At 61.7% G+C, this 15,056-nt stretch carries 13 protein-coding genes and 1 tRNA gene; 6 read left to right on the forward strand and 8 right to left on the reverse strand.

Annotated features, from left to right (window positions below; translation table 11 throughout):
• Window position 1 precedes the first annotated feature (1 nt).
• From ACH6CV_RS00185 to ACH6CV_RS00195, 3 genes are read right to left on the reverse strand one after another with little or no spacing between them, the layout of a single operon-like run.
• The gene (locus ACH6CV_RS00185) at window positions 2–841 is read right to left on the reverse strand and encodes a carbohydrate ABC transporter permease (RefSeq protein ID WP_456356129.1); all 840 of its coding nucleotides are present in this window, start codon (window positions 839–841) and stop codon (window positions 2–4) included.
• Window positions 838–1,641, reverse strand: coding sequence for a carbohydrate ABC transporter permease (locus tag ACH6CV_RS00190; protein WP_456356130.1), 804 nt, complete (start codon window positions 1,639–1,641; stop codon window positions 838–840). The genes ACH6CV_RS00185 and ACH6CV_RS00190 overlap by 4 nt, the downstream gene beginning before the upstream one ends.
• 28 nt (window positions 1,642–1,669) lie before the next feature.
• Window positions 1,670–3,838, reverse strand: a complete 2,169-nt coding sequence (locus tag ACH6CV_RS00195; protein ID WP_456356131.1) for an extracellular solute-binding protein — start codon at window positions 3,836–3,838, stop codon at window positions 1,670–1,672.
• Window positions 3,839–3,960: 122 nt separating this feature from the next.
• Here ACH6CV_RS00195 and ACH6CV_RS00200 point away from each other — a divergent pair, with 122 nt between their 5' ends.
• From ACH6CV_RS00200 to ACH6CV_RS00225, 6 genes are all read left to right on the forward strand, one after another.
• A complete protein-coding gene (locus ACH6CV_RS00200; protein WP_456356132.1) occupies window positions 3,961–4,632 on the forward strand; it encodes a response regulator transcription factor in 672 nt (223 codons plus the stop codon).
• Window positions 4,629–5,978 (forward strand): sensor histidine kinase, encoded by a 1,350-nt coding sequence (locus ACH6CV_RS00205; protein ID WP_456356133.1) that lies wholly within the window; start codon window positions 4,629–4,631, stop codon window positions 5,976–5,978. The genes ACH6CV_RS00200 and ACH6CV_RS00205 overlap by 4 nt, the downstream gene beginning before the upstream one ends.
• Window positions 5,979–6,067: 89 nt before the next feature.
• Window positions 6,068–6,143: transfer RNA gene (locus ACH6CV_RS00210), tRNA-Arg, on the forward strand.
• Between the two features lie 1,244 nt (window positions 6,144–7,387).
• A complete protein-coding gene (locus ACH6CV_RS00215; RefSeq protein WP_456356134.1) occupies window positions 7,388–8,356 on the forward strand; it encodes a substrate-binding domain-containing protein in 969 nt (322 codons plus the stop codon).
• 134 nt (window positions 8,357–8,490) lie between these two features.
• On the forward strand, window positions 8,491–9,981 hold the full coding sequence (locus ACH6CV_RS00220) for a sugar ABC transporter ATP-binding protein (RefSeq protein WP_456356135.1): 1,491 nt from the start codon (window positions 8,491–8,493) through the stop codon (window positions 9,979–9,981).
• On the forward strand, window positions 9,978–10,988 hold the full coding sequence (locus tag ACH6CV_RS00225; protein ID WP_456356136.1) for an ABC transporter permease: 1,011 nt from the start codon (window positions 9,978–9,980) through the stop codon (window positions 10,986–10,988). Before ACH6CV_RS00220 ends, ACH6CV_RS00225 begins: the two co-directional genes overlap by 4 nt.
• A 520-nt stretch (window positions 10,989–11,508) precedes the next feature.
• On the opposite strand, the gene ACH6CV_RS00230 is transcribed toward ACH6CV_RS00225, so the two are convergent.
• From ACH6CV_RS00230 to ACH6CV_RS00250, 5 genes are all read right to left on the reverse strand, one after another.
• Entirely contained in the window at window positions 11,509–12,330 is an 822-nt protein-coding gene (locus ACH6CV_RS00230; RefSeq protein WP_456356137.1) for a carbohydrate ABC transporter permease, read from the reverse strand.
• Between the two features lie 12 nt (window positions 12,331–12,342).
• Window positions 12,343–13,227, reverse strand: a complete 885-nt coding sequence (locus ACH6CV_RS00235) for a carbohydrate ABC transporter permease (RefSeq protein ID WP_456356138.1) — start codon at window positions 13,225–13,227, stop codon at window positions 12,343–12,345.
• Window positions 13,228–13,297: 70 nt separating this feature from the next.
• The gene (locus ACH6CV_RS00240; protein ID WP_456356139.1) at window positions 13,298–13,945 is read right to left on the reverse strand and encodes a hypothetical protein; all 648 of its coding nucleotides are present in this window, start codon (window positions 13,943–13,945) and stop codon (window positions 13,298–13,300) included.
• Window positions 13,845–14,531, reverse strand: coding sequence for an ABC transporter substrate-binding protein (locus ACH6CV_RS00245; RefSeq protein WP_456356140.1), 687 nt, complete (start codon window positions 14,529–14,531; stop codon window positions 13,845–13,847). The genes ACH6CV_RS00240 and ACH6CV_RS00245 overlap by 101 nt, the downstream gene beginning before the upstream one ends.
• Window positions 14,532–14,621: 90 nt before the next feature.
• Window positions 14,622–15,056, reverse strand: coding sequence for a hypothetical protein (locus ACH6CV_RS00250; protein ID WP_456356141.1), 435 nt, complete (start codon window positions 15,054–15,056; stop codon window positions 14,622–14,624).

Consider the following 15,056-nt stretch of genomic DNA (forward strand, 5'->3'; position numbering starts at 1 on the left):
ATCACTCCTTCAGCCCCATCGTGCCGATCCCCTGCTCCAAGTGCCGCTGTCCGCACAGGAACACCAGCAGCGCGGGCGCGAGCGTCAGCGCCGACGCGGCGAGCGCCTTTGCCATCGACGCGCCCGTAATCTGCGGCAGGTACAGCGTGAGCGGCCACAGCCGCTGCGAGCGCAGCAGCGTCATCGGCTGCTCGATCATACCCCATGCCTCCAGGAACCCCAGCACCATCGCGGCGAGCAGCCCCGGAATCCCGAGCGGCAGGCCCACCTTCCGGAAAACCGTCCACTCGCCCGCGCCGTCGATGCGCGCCGCTTCCAGCATCGCCTCCGGCACCGCCTCGAAAAACTTGGCCATGATGAACACCGGGAAGGTGGAGAACGCCAGCGGTAAAATGATCGCCCATCGCGTATCGATCAATTTCAGCGCGTTCAGCGACAGGTATTGCGCCACCAGCGTCACCTGGAACGGCATCAGCATGAGCGCGACGTAGACCACGAACAGCGTCTTCTTCATGGGGAACCGGTAGCGCGCGAACGCCCAGGCCGCGCCGCCCCCCACGAGCACCTGGCCCACGAGCGACAGCAGCGCATAACCGGCCGAGTTCCAGAACATCGCGAAGAATTCCGGCGAATCGAGCATCAACTCCACATGTCCCTTGAGCGTGGGATACTGGGGGATCAGCGGCCATCGAGCGAATCCGTCCGCCCCTGCAAACACCGGCCCGAGCGCACGGAGCGCCTCGTTCTGCCCCATCAGCGAGCCGCCCAGCAGCATGACCAGCGGCAGCAGCATCGGCAGCGCGACCACGACGCACAGGGTATACCACATCGTCTTTTTCATGTGCGCGCCTCTCCCCAGCCCCGCTCAAGCAGCAGGATCAGCGCCATGATCGCAAGCGCCACAAGCGTGGCCGCCGTGCACAGCTTGTCGATGTCCAAGTGCAAGAACCAGTTGTTGAACAAGTGCTGCAACAGATACATCTTCTCGTGCGGGTAGTTGCCCGCCACCAGGTACGCCTCGCGGAACACCTTGAACGCGTTCAGCACCGACAGCACAGCCGTCACGAACAGCGCCGGGTACAGGTTGGGCAGTGTCACCGCCTGGAATTGCTGTAGGCGGTTCGCGCCGTCGATTTGCGCCGCCTCGTACTGCACCTCGGGGATGCTCATCAGCGCGGAGAGCAGCAGCACCATGTCGTAACCGACGTTCTTCCAGATGTAGCTGCCCACGAGCACCCAGAACGACGCGCCCGAATCCATGAACGGCACCGCCTCGATGCCGAGGTTCAAAAGCCCCGCGTTCACCAGCCCATGGACGTCGAACAGCGCGCGCCAGATCAGCGCGAGCGAGGCCACCGGCACGGAAAGCGGCACCAGCAGGCTGGTCTTGTAAAGCGCCGGGGCGCGCCTTGCCATCAGCGCGGCCCCCAGCGACAGCATGAGCAGCAAAGGCACGGCGGTGAAGAGGAACCGGGCGGTATTGCGCGACGCCAGCTGAAACGAGGCGTTATCCATCAACATCCGATAGTTTTCGATCCCCCGCCACCCGCCCGCCACCGTCAGGAACGAGCGGCGCACCGTATCCGCCATGGGAAATACCAGCAGCGCACATACGCCGATCAAGCTTGGCAGCAAAAACATAAGCCCCGTGCGCGCCTCCCGCGCGCGGCTATTCCGACAGGTACGCATTGGCCTTGGCGCACACGTTCGCGGCGGCCTGGCGGGCGTCGATACTGCCCTCGAAGAACGGCTTGCTCTCGTCGACGATCATTTGATAAAGCGTGAAATCGGGCGTCACAGGCGTCTTGAGCGCGTCGATGATCGAGCGCAGCTTATCGCGCGCGTCCTGATCGGGCCACTCGCTGCTCCAGGAACCGGTGGTTGAAAGACCGAAGCGCGCCTCCTGCCGCGTCTGCGCCGCGTCCAGCGCCTTCACATGCACCGGGAACCCCTCAAACAGATCGGCATCCTGCAATGCCTCGCCGAGCGCGGTGGCGATGAACCGCTGCGCCAATTCGCTGTTTGCGCCGTATGTCGCGCCCATCAGCAGCATGGGCACAAAGCAGCCTTCCGCCTGGCCCGGCAGCGCCGCGAAACCGCCCGATTTCAGGCCCGCCAGCGCGCCGTTCGGAAAGGAAACGTCGTCCGGCCCCCTCAGCAGGAAGGGCAGTTGCTTCTGCGCGCCCTCGCTCATGAAGAGGGTACCGCCGTTCTCCTCGATACTCATCCACCCGGAGTTGGCCGCATAGGGATTCCAGGTCGGCATTTCGACGCCCCTGTCCTTTGCCGTCGCCCGCATGTCAAAGCCGGTCTTCGCAACGAAAGTGTCATAGTCCCATTTGCCGCGGATCGATTTCAGCGCCATCAGGAACGCCTCGATCTTCGCCTCGTCCAGCCGCCCGTTTTCATTGAACCACGCGGGCGCACTGCTCAGGTAGAACGTGCCGATCAGCGTATCGGACAAGATATCGACGGCGAAGCAGGGCAGCGCGTCGGGATTTGCCGTAGACCAGTTCGCCAAATCCTCGAGGGTGTCGATCCCTTCGACCTCGCCCCAGATCGACGGCAGCAAAAACCGCGTGGGCACGGCGGGGATCGCGCCGTCCCTGCGGTAGGCGCCCGCCAGGTTCTCGGTCAGCAAGCCCTGATCGATCATCGGCTGCACCACGGAAGACAGGTCTTTCAGCACGCCCTTGTCGATGTAGCTCTTGACCGGCAACCCGTCGAGCACCAGCACGTCCGGCCCCTGTCCCGCCAGGATCTCGGTGTTCAGCGTACGGATCGCGTCGTCGCGCGTGATCGCGCTGCCCTCGGCGAGGCCAACCGTGATGTTCACCAGCACATCCGGGTTTTCCTTTTGGAATTTGGCCGCGCACTCGCGCAGCGTGTCGGTGTCCTGCAGCGCAAACACGCTCAGCGCCGCGTTCGGCTCGGTGCTCACGTTCTCGTCGAAGCGGTAGGCGATCAGCGACACCGCGTTCGATTGGGTGTCCTCATAGACGATGACCGGGTCGTTGTCCGCGTCAAACAGCAGCTGCCTCGGGTAGGAACTGGGCTTGCCGAGCGAGGACAGACGTCCGTCCACGATCTGCACCATCAGCGTGCCGCCCGCGTTCACGCGGTAGATGCCATCCCGGCACGCGTAGTGCAGCGCACCCTGCGCGTCGTAGGCAAGCAGACCGTAGTCGGCTGCGGTCGGCAATTCCAGGCGGCGCAGCTCAACACCCTTCCCAAGGTCGTAGACCGTGATGATCTTGTCGCTGTGGTTGCTCACCGCCACCTCGTTTTGATAAACCGCCATCGCGTCGCCTTGGGCAATTTCATACCTTTGCTGCGTCGCGCCGTCCGGCGAGAACCGGAACACCGCTTCGGTACTCAGCGCCAGCAATTCGCCCGAGGGCAGCAAGGTCATATCGTATCGGTCGGTATCCCAAGGCAAATCCCGACCCAGTATAAATTGCGTGGAAGCACCCTTATAAATGCGCTCGATGATCGGGTGGTACCGCTCATCCTTCATCGCCCAACCAGAGTTCAGAAGCAGACTCCCGTCGGTCCCGACGCCGATCCAGTTCACACCGCCCATGGCGGGCGTTTTCTGCTCGTCATGCCCGCTCTCTTCCACCATCCAGTCGAGCATGTCCCCACTCGTATACAGCTGATCGCCGACGCCGTTCACGGCATAGGTCTTTCCGTTCAACTGTGTAAAGCTCGCATATCCCTCCGCCGGATGGTTCAACGGCACCTCCACATATCGCCCCATCGCGCCCTGCGCCATTGCCGCGCCCGGCAGCATCAAAAGTAGCGCCATCAGCGCGCACAACATCCCCCGCACCTTCATGATGAATCCCCCTCCCGGTTTTGTCTGCGCCCATCATATCAACTCAATCTCTAACCGTCCTCTAAAAGCCAAATCTCGGAAAAATAGAGCAAAATTAGAGATTCATGTGCTATGATAGGGACATGAAGATTTTGATTGTAGAGGACGATGCCGCGCTCTCTGCCGGCTTGATCTACCATTTGGAGCGCGACGGCCACGACGTGGACGCGGCGCACGACGGGCTCATCGCTTGGGACATGATCCAGGCCGGCGCGCATGAGCTGATCCTGCTCGACCGGATGCTGCCCGGCCTGGACGGCGCGGCGGTGCTCCGGCGCATGCGCGGGGCGGGCCACGCCACGCCCGTGCTGATGATTACCGCGCTGGGTTCGCTGTCCGACCGGGTGGACGGGCTGGACGCGGGCGCGGACGATTACCTCGTAAAACCTTTCGAGACCGACGAACTGCTGGCGCGCGTGCGCGCGCTCTCCCGGCGTCCGGCGCAGCTCGTCGAGGCCGGGCGCATCCGGTGCGGCGCGCTGACGCTCGACGAATCGCAGGGCCTGCTGACCCTGGGCACTGCGTCCTGCCAACTGAGCAAGCGCGAGGCGCGGCTGCTCGCGCAGCTCATGAAGCACGCGGGCCAGGTGCTGCCGCGCGACCTGCTGCTCTCGCGCGTGTGGGCCGACGCGCCGGTCGAGGACGGCAACCTCGACAACTACATCTACTTTCTTAGAAAAAGACTCCGGTCTGTCGGCAGTACGGCGAGGATCGAAACAATGCGCGGGCTGGGCTACCGGCTGGAGGTCACATGATCCGGACACTTCACAGGCGTCTGGCGGCGCTGCTGATCTCAGCTATTTCGCTTGCGCTGCTCGGAGCGTCCGGCGCGGCGCTCATCGCATCCGAGCGCCAGCTGTCTCTGCGCGAGGAATCGGCGTTTTTAAACCAACTTACCGCGCTTACGCAGGACGTGCGCATGGAGCGAAGCCTGGCCAACACGCGGCTCGCCAAGGCCGAAGCCGTCGACCGGCTGATCCTGCGCGTGTACGACAACGGCCAACCGATCGCGTTTCGCGGCGGCTGGCAACCGGACACGCCCCGGGACGATCTGTTCGCCCGCGCGCTGGGCGCGGCGGCGCAAGCGGGCGTTTCGCCCGACAGCGCGACCGATGCGCGCTGGACGGGCGCGCTGCGCGGCGATCGGGGCGAGCGGTACCTGGCCGCCGTGCAGTCGATCGGCGGCTACCGCAGCCACCGCGCCGTGGCCCTGCTGATGGACATGCAAAAGCAGGACGCCGAACGCATCGCTCAGCGCTGGTTGTTTGCGGCCATCACATTGGGCGCAATGGCCGGGATGGCGGCGTTCGGCTGGCGATTCACGGCGCGCGCGGTCAAGCCCATCGGGGCGGCGCACGACCGGCAAAACGCCTTTCTCGCCGCCGCGTCGCACGAATTCCGCACGCCGCTGCAGGTCATGCAATCGAGCCTCGACGCGCTCAAGTCAAGCCCGACCGACCCGGTTCGGTTCACGGATGCCATGCAGAGGGAACTGCGCCACATGCGCCGCCTCTCCGAGGACTTGATGCTGCTCACCGGCGCCACGGACGCGCGCCCATCAACCGCCCGCTTCGGGCCCGTGGAGCTTCGTGAACTGGCCGAGGACGCCGTGCGCGACCACCTGGACGCCGCGGCGGAAAAGCAGATCGCGCTGACGTTCATCGAGCCCTCCACCCCGCCGCCGTTGATCGAAGGCGACGCGCCGCTGCTGTGCCGCGCCATCTACGTGCTGGTCGACAACGCCCTCTGTTACACCCAATCCGGCGGTCACGTTGAGGTCTCGATCCAAGTTGAGCGCAAATTCCTGTGTCTCCATGTGAAGGATGACGGCCCCGGCATCACGCCCGAACACCGCCCCTTCATCTTCGACCGCTTCTACCGCGTCGACCCCAGCCGCACCAGTCGCATCCACTCCGGCCTGGGTCTAAGCATCGCCCAGCAAATCGCCGTCCAGCACAACGGTCGGCTGTCCCATCATACCCCCTCCACCCCCGTAGGGATCGTTCACGGGGCATCGCGAAGCGTTGCCCACATCGACCCGCGCCCCGCCACCCCCGGCAGCCTGTTCACCCTCCGCCTGCCCCGCCTCCCGCGCCAATAGCGAATGTCCCTCAAACAGCGAATGTTTACAAATCTTTGTGTTGCAATCTCGCCTCGGGCGCGCTATACTATATAAGTGTCTCAATTCGTGCGCCCGTAGCTCAGCGGATAGAGTGTCCGACTCCGACTCGGAAGACCGTGGGTTCGAACCCCGCCGGGCGCGCCATCAAAAAACCCCCGTAGATGCTGAGAATCCAGCAAATACGGGGGTTTTTCATGTCTTTATATGCCCTTGAGCGCCCTTGGAATGAGTTAATTGCTATCCGTATTTTCTATCTAGTCGCTACTTTCCACAGAGGCTCGTCCGGCCCACCCATTCGTGCATGCATTTCCCTTTCGCAGTTGAAACCCCCGCGGTTGCTGGACTTCTTGGCCCCAACCGGTGTTTTTCCTCGAAAAGCGGTCAAGTCGGGCGCCAATCTCCACCACTCCCGCCTCCATCAGGCGGCGCCAGGACGAGACATCCACTCGCCTGATGAACGCATGAATGGCTTCGATTGGTATTACACAGCGCGGGAATCGCCTTATGTGTATGGTGTTTGCCAAACATCCGCAGGCCGGGGATCTTCCATTCCTGCTGCGTGAGCACCACGCGGCCGTTGGCGTTTTCCGGCTGGCCGACCCAGTTGACGGCCATCGCACCGCCCTTTCGAACATGGACCTTCGATAATGTATTATATACGATTTTGAATGCGGATTGTCAACGCAAATGATACAATAAGTATGATAGATGTAAAGATCAGAACAATAGATACAAGGATCGGCAGGCGAAGATGGTCGTTGTCACCAAGAGAGCGCTTTGTCAAGGCGACTGCGCCTTTACGGAGCTGGACCCGGCCCGGCGGCTGATGCACGGCGTCCGGAGGTCGGAGGCATCTATTCCAAGCAAGGCGAGGAATGGGCATGAACGGGCGGGAGCGCGCGCTGAACACGCCGGCCTTCAAGGACATCGATCGCATCCCCATCGACCTGCGGATGCTCCCCGCGGCCTAGGTAAGCACTGATTAAAGCACGCGTGCGATGGCGAGGGGAATTTTCGCCGGATTGGGCTTGCAAAATCCGAAGGCGTAGCAGCGCTACGTCGAGGATTCTGCGGGCCCGAGCTGGCGAAAATGCAACCGCCACCGCGCGTGGGATTTGATCAGCGGTTACCTAGGTAAGCACTGATTAAAGCACGCGTGCGGTGGCGAGGGGAATTTTCGCCGGATTGGGCTTGCAAAATCCGAAGGCGTAGCAGCGCTACGTCAATCGGACATCGCGTCGGTTTCGGGGCCGCATGTCCACGTCCTTACGCCTACATTCTTCCGTGCGCGGCGGTGCCCGATGTATGATCGCCCGGCCGCTTCCGGGACAAAACTGCGAATAGGCGGTTCCAACCGCTTATTATCTTAAAAGGAGGTAACTTTCCGAATGAAGAAGTTCCTGACGATCCTCTTGGCGCTCTCCCTTTGCCTCGCGTTCTCCGGCGGCGCGCTCGCCGCGGGCAAAACCATCGCGGGCGTCGTATTCCAGGAAGACCAGTTCATGAAGACGCTGGCCGACGGCTACGCCGCGGCCGCGAAGGACCTCGGCTATGAGATCCTTCAGGCCAATACCAACAACGACCAGTCCAAGGAGAGCGAGATCATCAACACCTACGTCTCCCAGGGCATTGCGGGCCTCGCCATTTCCCCGCTGAACAGCGACACCTCCCCTGCCGTGCTGAAGGACGCCAGCGACGCCGGGCTGGTCGTGGCGGTGTGCAACACCCACGTCGACAGCTTCCCGTTCGCGGTCGCCAACTATTCGGCCGACAACTTCACCTTCTGCAACCAGACCGGCCAGGCCGCCGTCGAGTTCATCAAGGCGAATTATCCGACCGACCAGAAGATCCGCGTCGCGCTGGTGCAGTTCAAGACCCAGATCCCCGAGCAGTCCGCAGACCGCGTCAACGGCTTCCTGAAGGCGCTGGAAGACGCCGGCATCCCGCACGAGGTCGTGGCCGATCAGGACGCCTGGCTGCAGGACATGGCCGTGGCGAAGGCCGGCGACATGCTCTCCGCCAACCCGAACATCGACATCATCTACGCGGCCAATGACGGCGGTACCGTCGGTTCGACCATGGCCGTTGAGAACGCGGGCCTCGCGGGCAAGGTGTTCGTATTTGGCACCGACGGCTCCGAGCAGATCGTGGGCCTGCTGAAGGATTCGAACAACATCCTCCAGGCCGTCACCGCCCAGGACCCCTACGAGATCGGCTACAAGGCCGTGACCGCGCTCGTGAGCCGCATCGAAGGCAGGACTTTTGACGGCGAGGGCAAGGACAACATCATCCCCGGCATCCCCCTGAACCGCAACGATGCGGCGGGTCTGGACGCCTTCTTGGCCACGATGAAGTAATGCGGTTCCCGTACATTCCCATGTAATCCGGTCCTCCTCGCGATTCGCTCAAAGGGAACGAGCCATCATCGTTCCCTTTGAGCCTGCGTTGACGGAGAGAATCAAGCCAAATTCGCCTGGACAAGGGTGGTTGTATGAGTACACTGCGGGCAGAACGCATCGTCAAGGATTATCCGGGAACGCGCGCCCTGGACGACGTCAGCATTTCCTTCGACGGGGGAAAGGTGCATGCCTTTATCGGGAAGAACGGCTCGGGAAAGTCGACGCTGGTCAAGGTGTTTTCCGGCGCGATTCAGCCCAGCGGCGGCAAATTCTTCTTGGATGACCGGGAGATGTGCTTCAATTCCCCGATCGATGCTCGGGAGCAGGGCATCGCGACGGTCTACCAGGAGCTGAGCCTGGTTCCCTACCTGAGCGTAGCGGAAAACATCTACCTGGGCCGCCTGCCCAAGCGGGGCCGCGTGATCGATTGGAAGCAGACGTTTTCCCGGGCGGATGAGCTGCTCAAGCGCATGGACGTGGACATCGACCCGCGCGAGAAGGTCTACAAGCTGAGCATGTGGCAGTGCCAGATCGTGGAGATCGTCAAGGCCATGAGCTTTTCGCCCAAGGTGCTGATGCTGGACGAGCCGACATCGGCGCTGGCGCAGCACGAGACGCAGAGCCTGTTCAAGGTCGTCAGGACGCTGCGCGACCAGGGCGTGATTATCATCTACATTTCTCACAGGCTGCAGGAGATCTGGGAGATCGCCGATACCGTGACGGTGCTCCGGGACGGTCGGTTGGTGGGCGTCGAACAGGTCGCGAACATAGACCACAAGTCCCTCATCGGCATGATGTTCGGCGACGTCGAGATTCGCAAGCGCCCCGCCGATCTCCCCGTGCAGGACAAGACGGTGCTGGAGGTAAGGGGCCTGACCCGCGCGAACCGGTTTGAGGGCGTCTCGTTTGCGCTGCGCCGCGGCGAGGTGCTGGGCATCGCGGGCATGCTGGGCGCGGGCCGGACGGAGCTGTTGCGCAGCATCTTCGGCGCGGACCCGTTCGACTCGGGCGAGATCATCGTCAAGGGCAAGCGGATCGGCCCGCGCATCAGCCCAATCACCATGAAGCGGTGCGGCCTGGGCCTGACGCCCGAGGAGCGCAAGACGCAGGGGATCATCCTGATCCACTCCATCCGAGACAACCTGTGTTACGCCAGCCTCGACCAGCTGTCCGACAGCCACGTCGTCAACCAGGTCCGGCGCGACCAGTTTGCCGAGCGGCAGGTGGCTGACCTGGATATCAAGGTGCCGACGATCATGGCGGCGGCGGGCTCGCTGTCCGGCGGAAACCAGCAGAAGGTCGTCATCGGCAACTGGCTCAACACAGCCCCCGACATCATGATGTACGACGAGCCCTCCCGCGGCATTGACGTCGGAGCCAAGCAGCAAATCTTTCAGATCATGTGGGAGCAGTCGCGCAAGGGCGTGTCCAGCATCTTCGTTTCCTCGGAGCTCGAGGAACTGCTGGAGGTCTGCCACCGGATCCTGATTATGTACATGGGCAAAATCGTCGGCGAGGTCACCCCGGACAACCTGAGGATTGAAGATCTGTACGCTTACTGTATGGGAGGAACGATTCGATGAGTATCGCCGGCAAAAAAATCAGCATGGAGCTGTTCTCGAAAAAGAAAACCCACGTATTCTTCCTCGATCACATGATCGAGCTGCTGCTTCTGCTGCTGATCGTCGTGCTGGGCCTGTTTTCGCCGGCGTTCCTGACCGTCAACAACATCCTGAACATCCTCCGGAACGTGGCGATGAAGGGCGTCATCGCCTACGGCATGTGCCTCGTGATCCTGGCCGGCGAGATCGACCTGTCGGTCGGCTCCCAGGTGGCGCTGTGCGCGGTCATCACCGCCTACATCTCCAAGGTGCTCTCTGACATGGGCGTCATGCCCATCGAGTACGGCGCGGCGCTGGGCCTGCTGGTCGCAATCCTCGTGGCCGTGGGGATAGGGGCGTTTCACGCGTGGGCGCGGCAGAAGTTCAACATGCCCACCTTCATCATCACGCTGGCCAACCTGAACGTCATGTACGGCCTGGCCGCGATCATCTGCGGCGGCTTCCCGATCGTCAACAGCTTTCCGGGCTGGTACGTGTTCACCGGCGTAGGCAAGGTATTTGGCATCCCGTTCCCGGCACTGGTGTTCATCGCGGTATTCATGCTGTTCTGGTTCATCACCGAGAAGACCGATCTGGGCCGCAAAATCTACGCCGTGGGCGGCAACGCCGAGGCGGCCCGCCTGAACGGCATCAACGTGTTCCGTACGCGCGCCTTCGTCATGTGCGCCGTGCAGGTGATGTGCGTGCTGGGCGGCATGATGAACTCCGCCCAGGTCCGATCGGCGACGTTCGGCTTCGGGCGCAGCTGGGAGACTCAAATCATCTCCTCGGTCGTCATCGGCGGCACCAGCATGCTGGGCGGCATCGGCACCATCTGGGGCACGCTGGTCGGCGTGATGTTCACCGGCGTCATCTCCAACGGCATGACGCTGCTCAACATCAATGAGTACATGCAGTACGTCATCAACGGAGGGCTCATGTTCTTCGCGGTGATGTTTAACACCTACATGACCAGAAAACGCGCCTAGGTAAGCGCTGATTAAAGCACACGTGCGATGACGAGGGGCATTTTTGCCGGATTGGGCTTGCAAAATCCGAAGGCGTAGCAGCGCTACGTCGAGGATTCTGCGGGCCCGAGCTGGCGAAAATGCAACCGCCACCGCACGTGGGATTTGATCAGCGGTTACCTAGGACGGCGCGGGGGCGCGCCTGCATCCGCCCCTTGATAAATCCCCTGGTCCGCCGCGCGCGGCCTGATACCGCCATCTTCGCCGAAGCGCAGCACGGCTTCGGCCATGGGCGGGTGCGGACTGGGTATGATTGGAGCGCCGGCACGGCGCCGCGGATCTGGTGTGGGTCAGCGAAGGGCCGCCCCATGCGAGGGGAGCTGTCCCCGCGGGGCGCTTGGATATGGCGGTCACTTTATAATCGGCGATGTCCCAACCGAGCATATCTCCTTCGCGAGCGCCCCCATGCGGCGAATGATGCCATTGATTCCCGATCACTTCATAACCTTGTTGGCTCCCTTTGAGCCCGCAACGCTTGCGGCTATTTGCCGGTGTAGACGAACCCGGCTTCAAAGTTCTTTTGCAGCGTGAAAAACATCAGCATGGCCGGAAAGGATGCGACGAGGCACACCAGCAGCAGCGCCGGCAGATGCTTTGTGCCCATCAAGGACAGCGATGCCATGATCGGGCGCATATTGGTGGATTTGGTAAACGTCAAGCCGAACATCAGATCATTCCAGCACCAGGTGAACTGCGTCAAAAACACCACCGACAGCGGCGCGACCGCCATGGGGATCATGATGCGGGTCAGTATGCCCCAGTTGCTGGCGCCGTTGATCTTGGCGGCCTCGCATATCTCACCGGAAACGCCCACAAAGAAATTGCGCAGGACAAACATGGCGAACGGAATGCAAATCGCCGTATAGAACAGGATCATGCCCAATCGCGTATTGTACAGGCCCAGCTTGGAATACCCGCTGAAGATCGGGATCAGGTAGACCTGAAACGGGAAAATGGTCCCGCTGTAGATGAACAGGAACCAGAACATGCGGCGCTTGATTTCCAGATGGGCGAGCGCGTAGGCGGCCAGCACCGCAATGAATATCGCGCAGAACGCGCCGAAGGCGGCGTACAACAGGCTGCTTGCCATGCCGTCAAATATCCCCGAATTCCTGGACAGGTGCCGGATATTGTCCCACAACAGGTTGGCCTTGGGGAAATCCCAGAAATCGCCCAGATTGTATTCGGCCTGCCCCTTGAAGCTGTTAAATACCGTGAATACCAGCGGAAACGCCCAGGTGACCGCCATGAGCGTCAGCACCGTATGGATCGCAATTTTTGCACTGCCCTTGGCTTTCTTCACACCAATGCCTCCTCACAGGGCGTTTCCCGGCTTGAACGTGTTGCGCACGTTGAAGTAGGATACAACCAGAATGATGACGGTCAGCACAATCGCGACCGCCGCGCCCAGCCCGAGCTTGTTGCGGATAAAGGATTCCTGATACATGGTCAGCGCCAGCGTCTCGCTGGAACGGTAGGGACCACCCTTGGTCATGACCCAGATGGAATCAAACAGCTTGAAGCTGTTGACCAGCGACATCAACAGGATGACCACCGACGTGGGCTTTAAAAGCGGGAGAATCACCCGCGTATACAGCTTGACCGCGCCCGCTCCCTCGATGGTGGCGGCTTCGACGGGCGATGCGTCGATGCTGTTGATGCCCACGATGAATAGGAGGAGGTTGAGCCCGATGCCCTGCCATATGCTGCATCCGATCATAATAAAGGTGTTGACGCGCGGAATCGCGAGCCAATCGCTGACCAAATCGCGAAACCCCATGAGACCCAGAAGCTGCGGGAAGCCATATATGGAAATCATCGAGCGGATGATGAGGCCCGCGATGGTCGCCGACAGGACATTGGGGAAATAGAAGATGTTCTTGAAAAGCGTCAGATGCGCGCTCTTGGTGCACAGGATTGCCAATAACAGCGGAATGACAAAGGAAATAACCAGCGAGCAGACCACCCATATGAGCGTATTCGTCAGCGAGGTCATGAAATTGGCGTCCCAGAATAGATAGAGGTAGTTGTCAAAGCCGACGAACCTCAAAGCCGAAAACCCGCCCGATTCGTAGAAACTCAGCCATCCCGTGTAGAAGATGGACGAGACGAAGAAGAACCCAATAAACAGCACGGCCGGAAGCAGATACAGGTAATTTGTCCATTTGCCGCGCCCGCGCCGGAGCATCGCGCTTTTCATAGACGGGGTCACATCCTTCCTCCCGGGTGCGCATCCCGCCGGGCAAGCCCGGCGGGATGCAACACGTGCATTATTTGCCGAACACTGCGTCGGCTTTGGCCTGGATGGCCGAGAGCACTTCGTCGATGGGCGCGCCGGAATAGATGAACTTGGCCAGCTCGTCCAGCGCCACATCGCGCAATTCGGCCGGGGTGCTCTCATAATAACGCAGCACCAGCCGGATGTGCTCCGGATCATTGCCGAAGGAGACCATCTTGGCAATCGTCGGATCGGCAATCTGGGCGGAAGAAGAGGCCGGCATGCCCAAATCGTTGGCCATGATCTGCTGCGATCCGGCCATCACGAAGGCGCGCAGGGCCTTCTTGGCGGCTTCAATGTCGGCGGTGGCCTTCGGGATGGCCAGCGGGGAGACCTCGAAGAACACGACGTTCTTTTCCCCGGTCGCGGACGGAACGACCATGGCGTCAAAGTCGGCGCCGGAAACCATGCCGTATTCTCTGACCAGCGTGGGCAGGTAGAGGGAGGGCTCCAGCACCATCGCGACCTCATCGCGCGCGAAGGTCTTGGCGGTGTCGCCGCTCTGCACGGGCGGGGCAAAGTAGCCCTCGTCGAACATATCACGCCAGGACTGCATCACGGCCACAATGCGCCCGTCGGTATAGGGGATGGAACCGTCGCACACGCCGGTGTAGAGGTCGATGTCGTAGACCGCCAGCATCTGCTGGAACCAGATGAAGCCCGCCCAGGAGTCGCTTCAGCGCAATGGGGGTGATGCCGGCGGCCTTCAACTTCTCGCAGTCCGCCAGGAACTCGTCAAAGGTGGCGGGCACGGCCTCGATGCCAGCCTTCGCGAAGGCGCGCTTGTTGTAGACGACGGTGTTGTTGAGAACCGTGTAGGGCGCGGCGTAGGTCTTGCCCTCGTAGGAAAGCGAGGCCGCCACGTCGGCCGATACGCCCGAGGGCACGTAGTGGTTCGCCCACTCGTCGGTCAGATCCACCAGGAGATCGTTCTTGGCCAGCGTGTTGAGCTGATCGCCGTTCCACCAGGTGAACATGCCCGGCGCGGAGGCATCCTTGATGGATTGTTGCAGCGCCGTCTGATAGGCCGCCACATCCGGATAGGAGACGATCTCCACCTGAATGCCCGAATCAGCCTCGAGGGCGGCCGACAAGGCCCCGAGGATGGAGGCGTCGGTGTTGGCCAGCTTATCGTTCCAGAACTCGATCTTGCCCTCGGCAAAGACGGGCGCGACGGCCGCGAGCAGCAGGATGGACACCAGGAGCAGCGCAACCAGTTTCTTCATGAGGTTCCCTCCCGATTCTTTATTTCTGATCTTGACGGGGAGCGCTCCACCCGTCAAAACAAAGGCAACGGTTGTTCCGAGGCGCTCTGCTCACGCCAAATACACCCCGATGAGTCCCTCGTTCAGCGCCTTGCACAGCGCCATCTCGTCGCCCGGCGTCCCCTGCACGCCGCTCAGCAAGGTATACGTGAACTCGTGGAAGCCGCCCAGATCCGCCTTGAAATTGGTCTCCCAGAAGTTATTCATGACCCACGAATACGCCGCCGACGCGTTGAGCGCCGCGTTCTTCCCGTCGCACAGCGTTACCAGCCCGGCCTCGCGCGGGCCGAAGGCGACGAGCGGAGCGTCCTTGGTCGAGACGATAACATCCCCTTCGCCGCCACGGCGCACAATCCCGTTTTGCAGCAGATAAAAACTCTGGCACGTGCCGGGCAACTGGTCGATCCCCGGGCGCATCACGCAGCCCGTCTTGTCGATGTACGTCTCGTTCGCTCCGCCCGCGGTGAACGGCAACGCCACGTACAC

The sequence above is a fragment of the Anaerozeibacter quisquiliarum genome (assembly GCF_051162045.1).
GTDB lineage: Bacteria > Bacillota > Clostridia > Christensenellales > Aristaeellaceae > Anaerozeibacter > Anaerozeibacter quisquiliarum.

Coding starts and splice junctions, on each gene's coding strand:
- ACH6CV_RS00245 (WP_456356140.1), bottom strand. CDS start 14,531: ATGAAGAAACTGGTTGCGCTGCTCCTGGTGTCCATCCTGCTGCTCGCG.
- ACH6CV_RS00200 (WP_456356132.1), top strand. CDS start 3,961: ATGAAGATTTTGATTGTAGAGGACGATGCCGCGCTCTCTGCCGGCTTG.
- ACH6CV_RS00220 (WP_456356135.1), top strand. CDS start 8,491: ATGAGTACACTGCGGGCAGAACGCATCGTCAAGGATTATCCGGGAACG.
- ACH6CV_RS00235 (WP_456356138.1), bottom strand. CDS start 13,227: ATGAAAAGCGCGATGCTCCGGCGCGGGCGCGGCAAATGGACAAATTAC.
- ACH6CV_RS00195 (WP_456356131.1), bottom strand. CDS start 3,838: ATGAAGGTGCGGGGGATGTTGTGCGCGCTGATGGCGCTACTTTTGATG.
- ACH6CV_RS00190 (WP_456356130.1), bottom strand. CDS start 1,641: ATGTTTTTGCTGCCAAGCTTGATCGGCGTATGTGCGCTGCTGGTATTT.
- ACH6CV_RS00185 (WP_456356129.1), bottom strand. CDS start 841: ATGAAAAAGACGATGTGGTATACCCTGTGCGTCGTGGTCGCGCTGCCG.
- ACH6CV_RS00205 (WP_456356133.1), top strand. CDS start 4,629: ATGATCCGGACACTTCACAGGCGTCTGGCGGCGCTGCTGATCTCAGCT.
- ACH6CV_RS00215 (WP_456356134.1), top strand. CDS start 7,388: ATGAAGAAGTTCCTGACGATCCTCTTGGCGCTCTCCCTTTGCCTCGCG.
- ACH6CV_RS00240 (WP_456356139.1), bottom strand. CDS start 13,945: ATGCTGGCGGTCTACGACATCGACCTCTACACCGGCGTGTGCGACGGT.
- ACH6CV_RS00225 (WP_456356136.1), top strand. CDS start 9,978: ATGAGTATCGCCGGCAAAAAAATCAGCATGGAGCTGTTCTCGAAAAAG.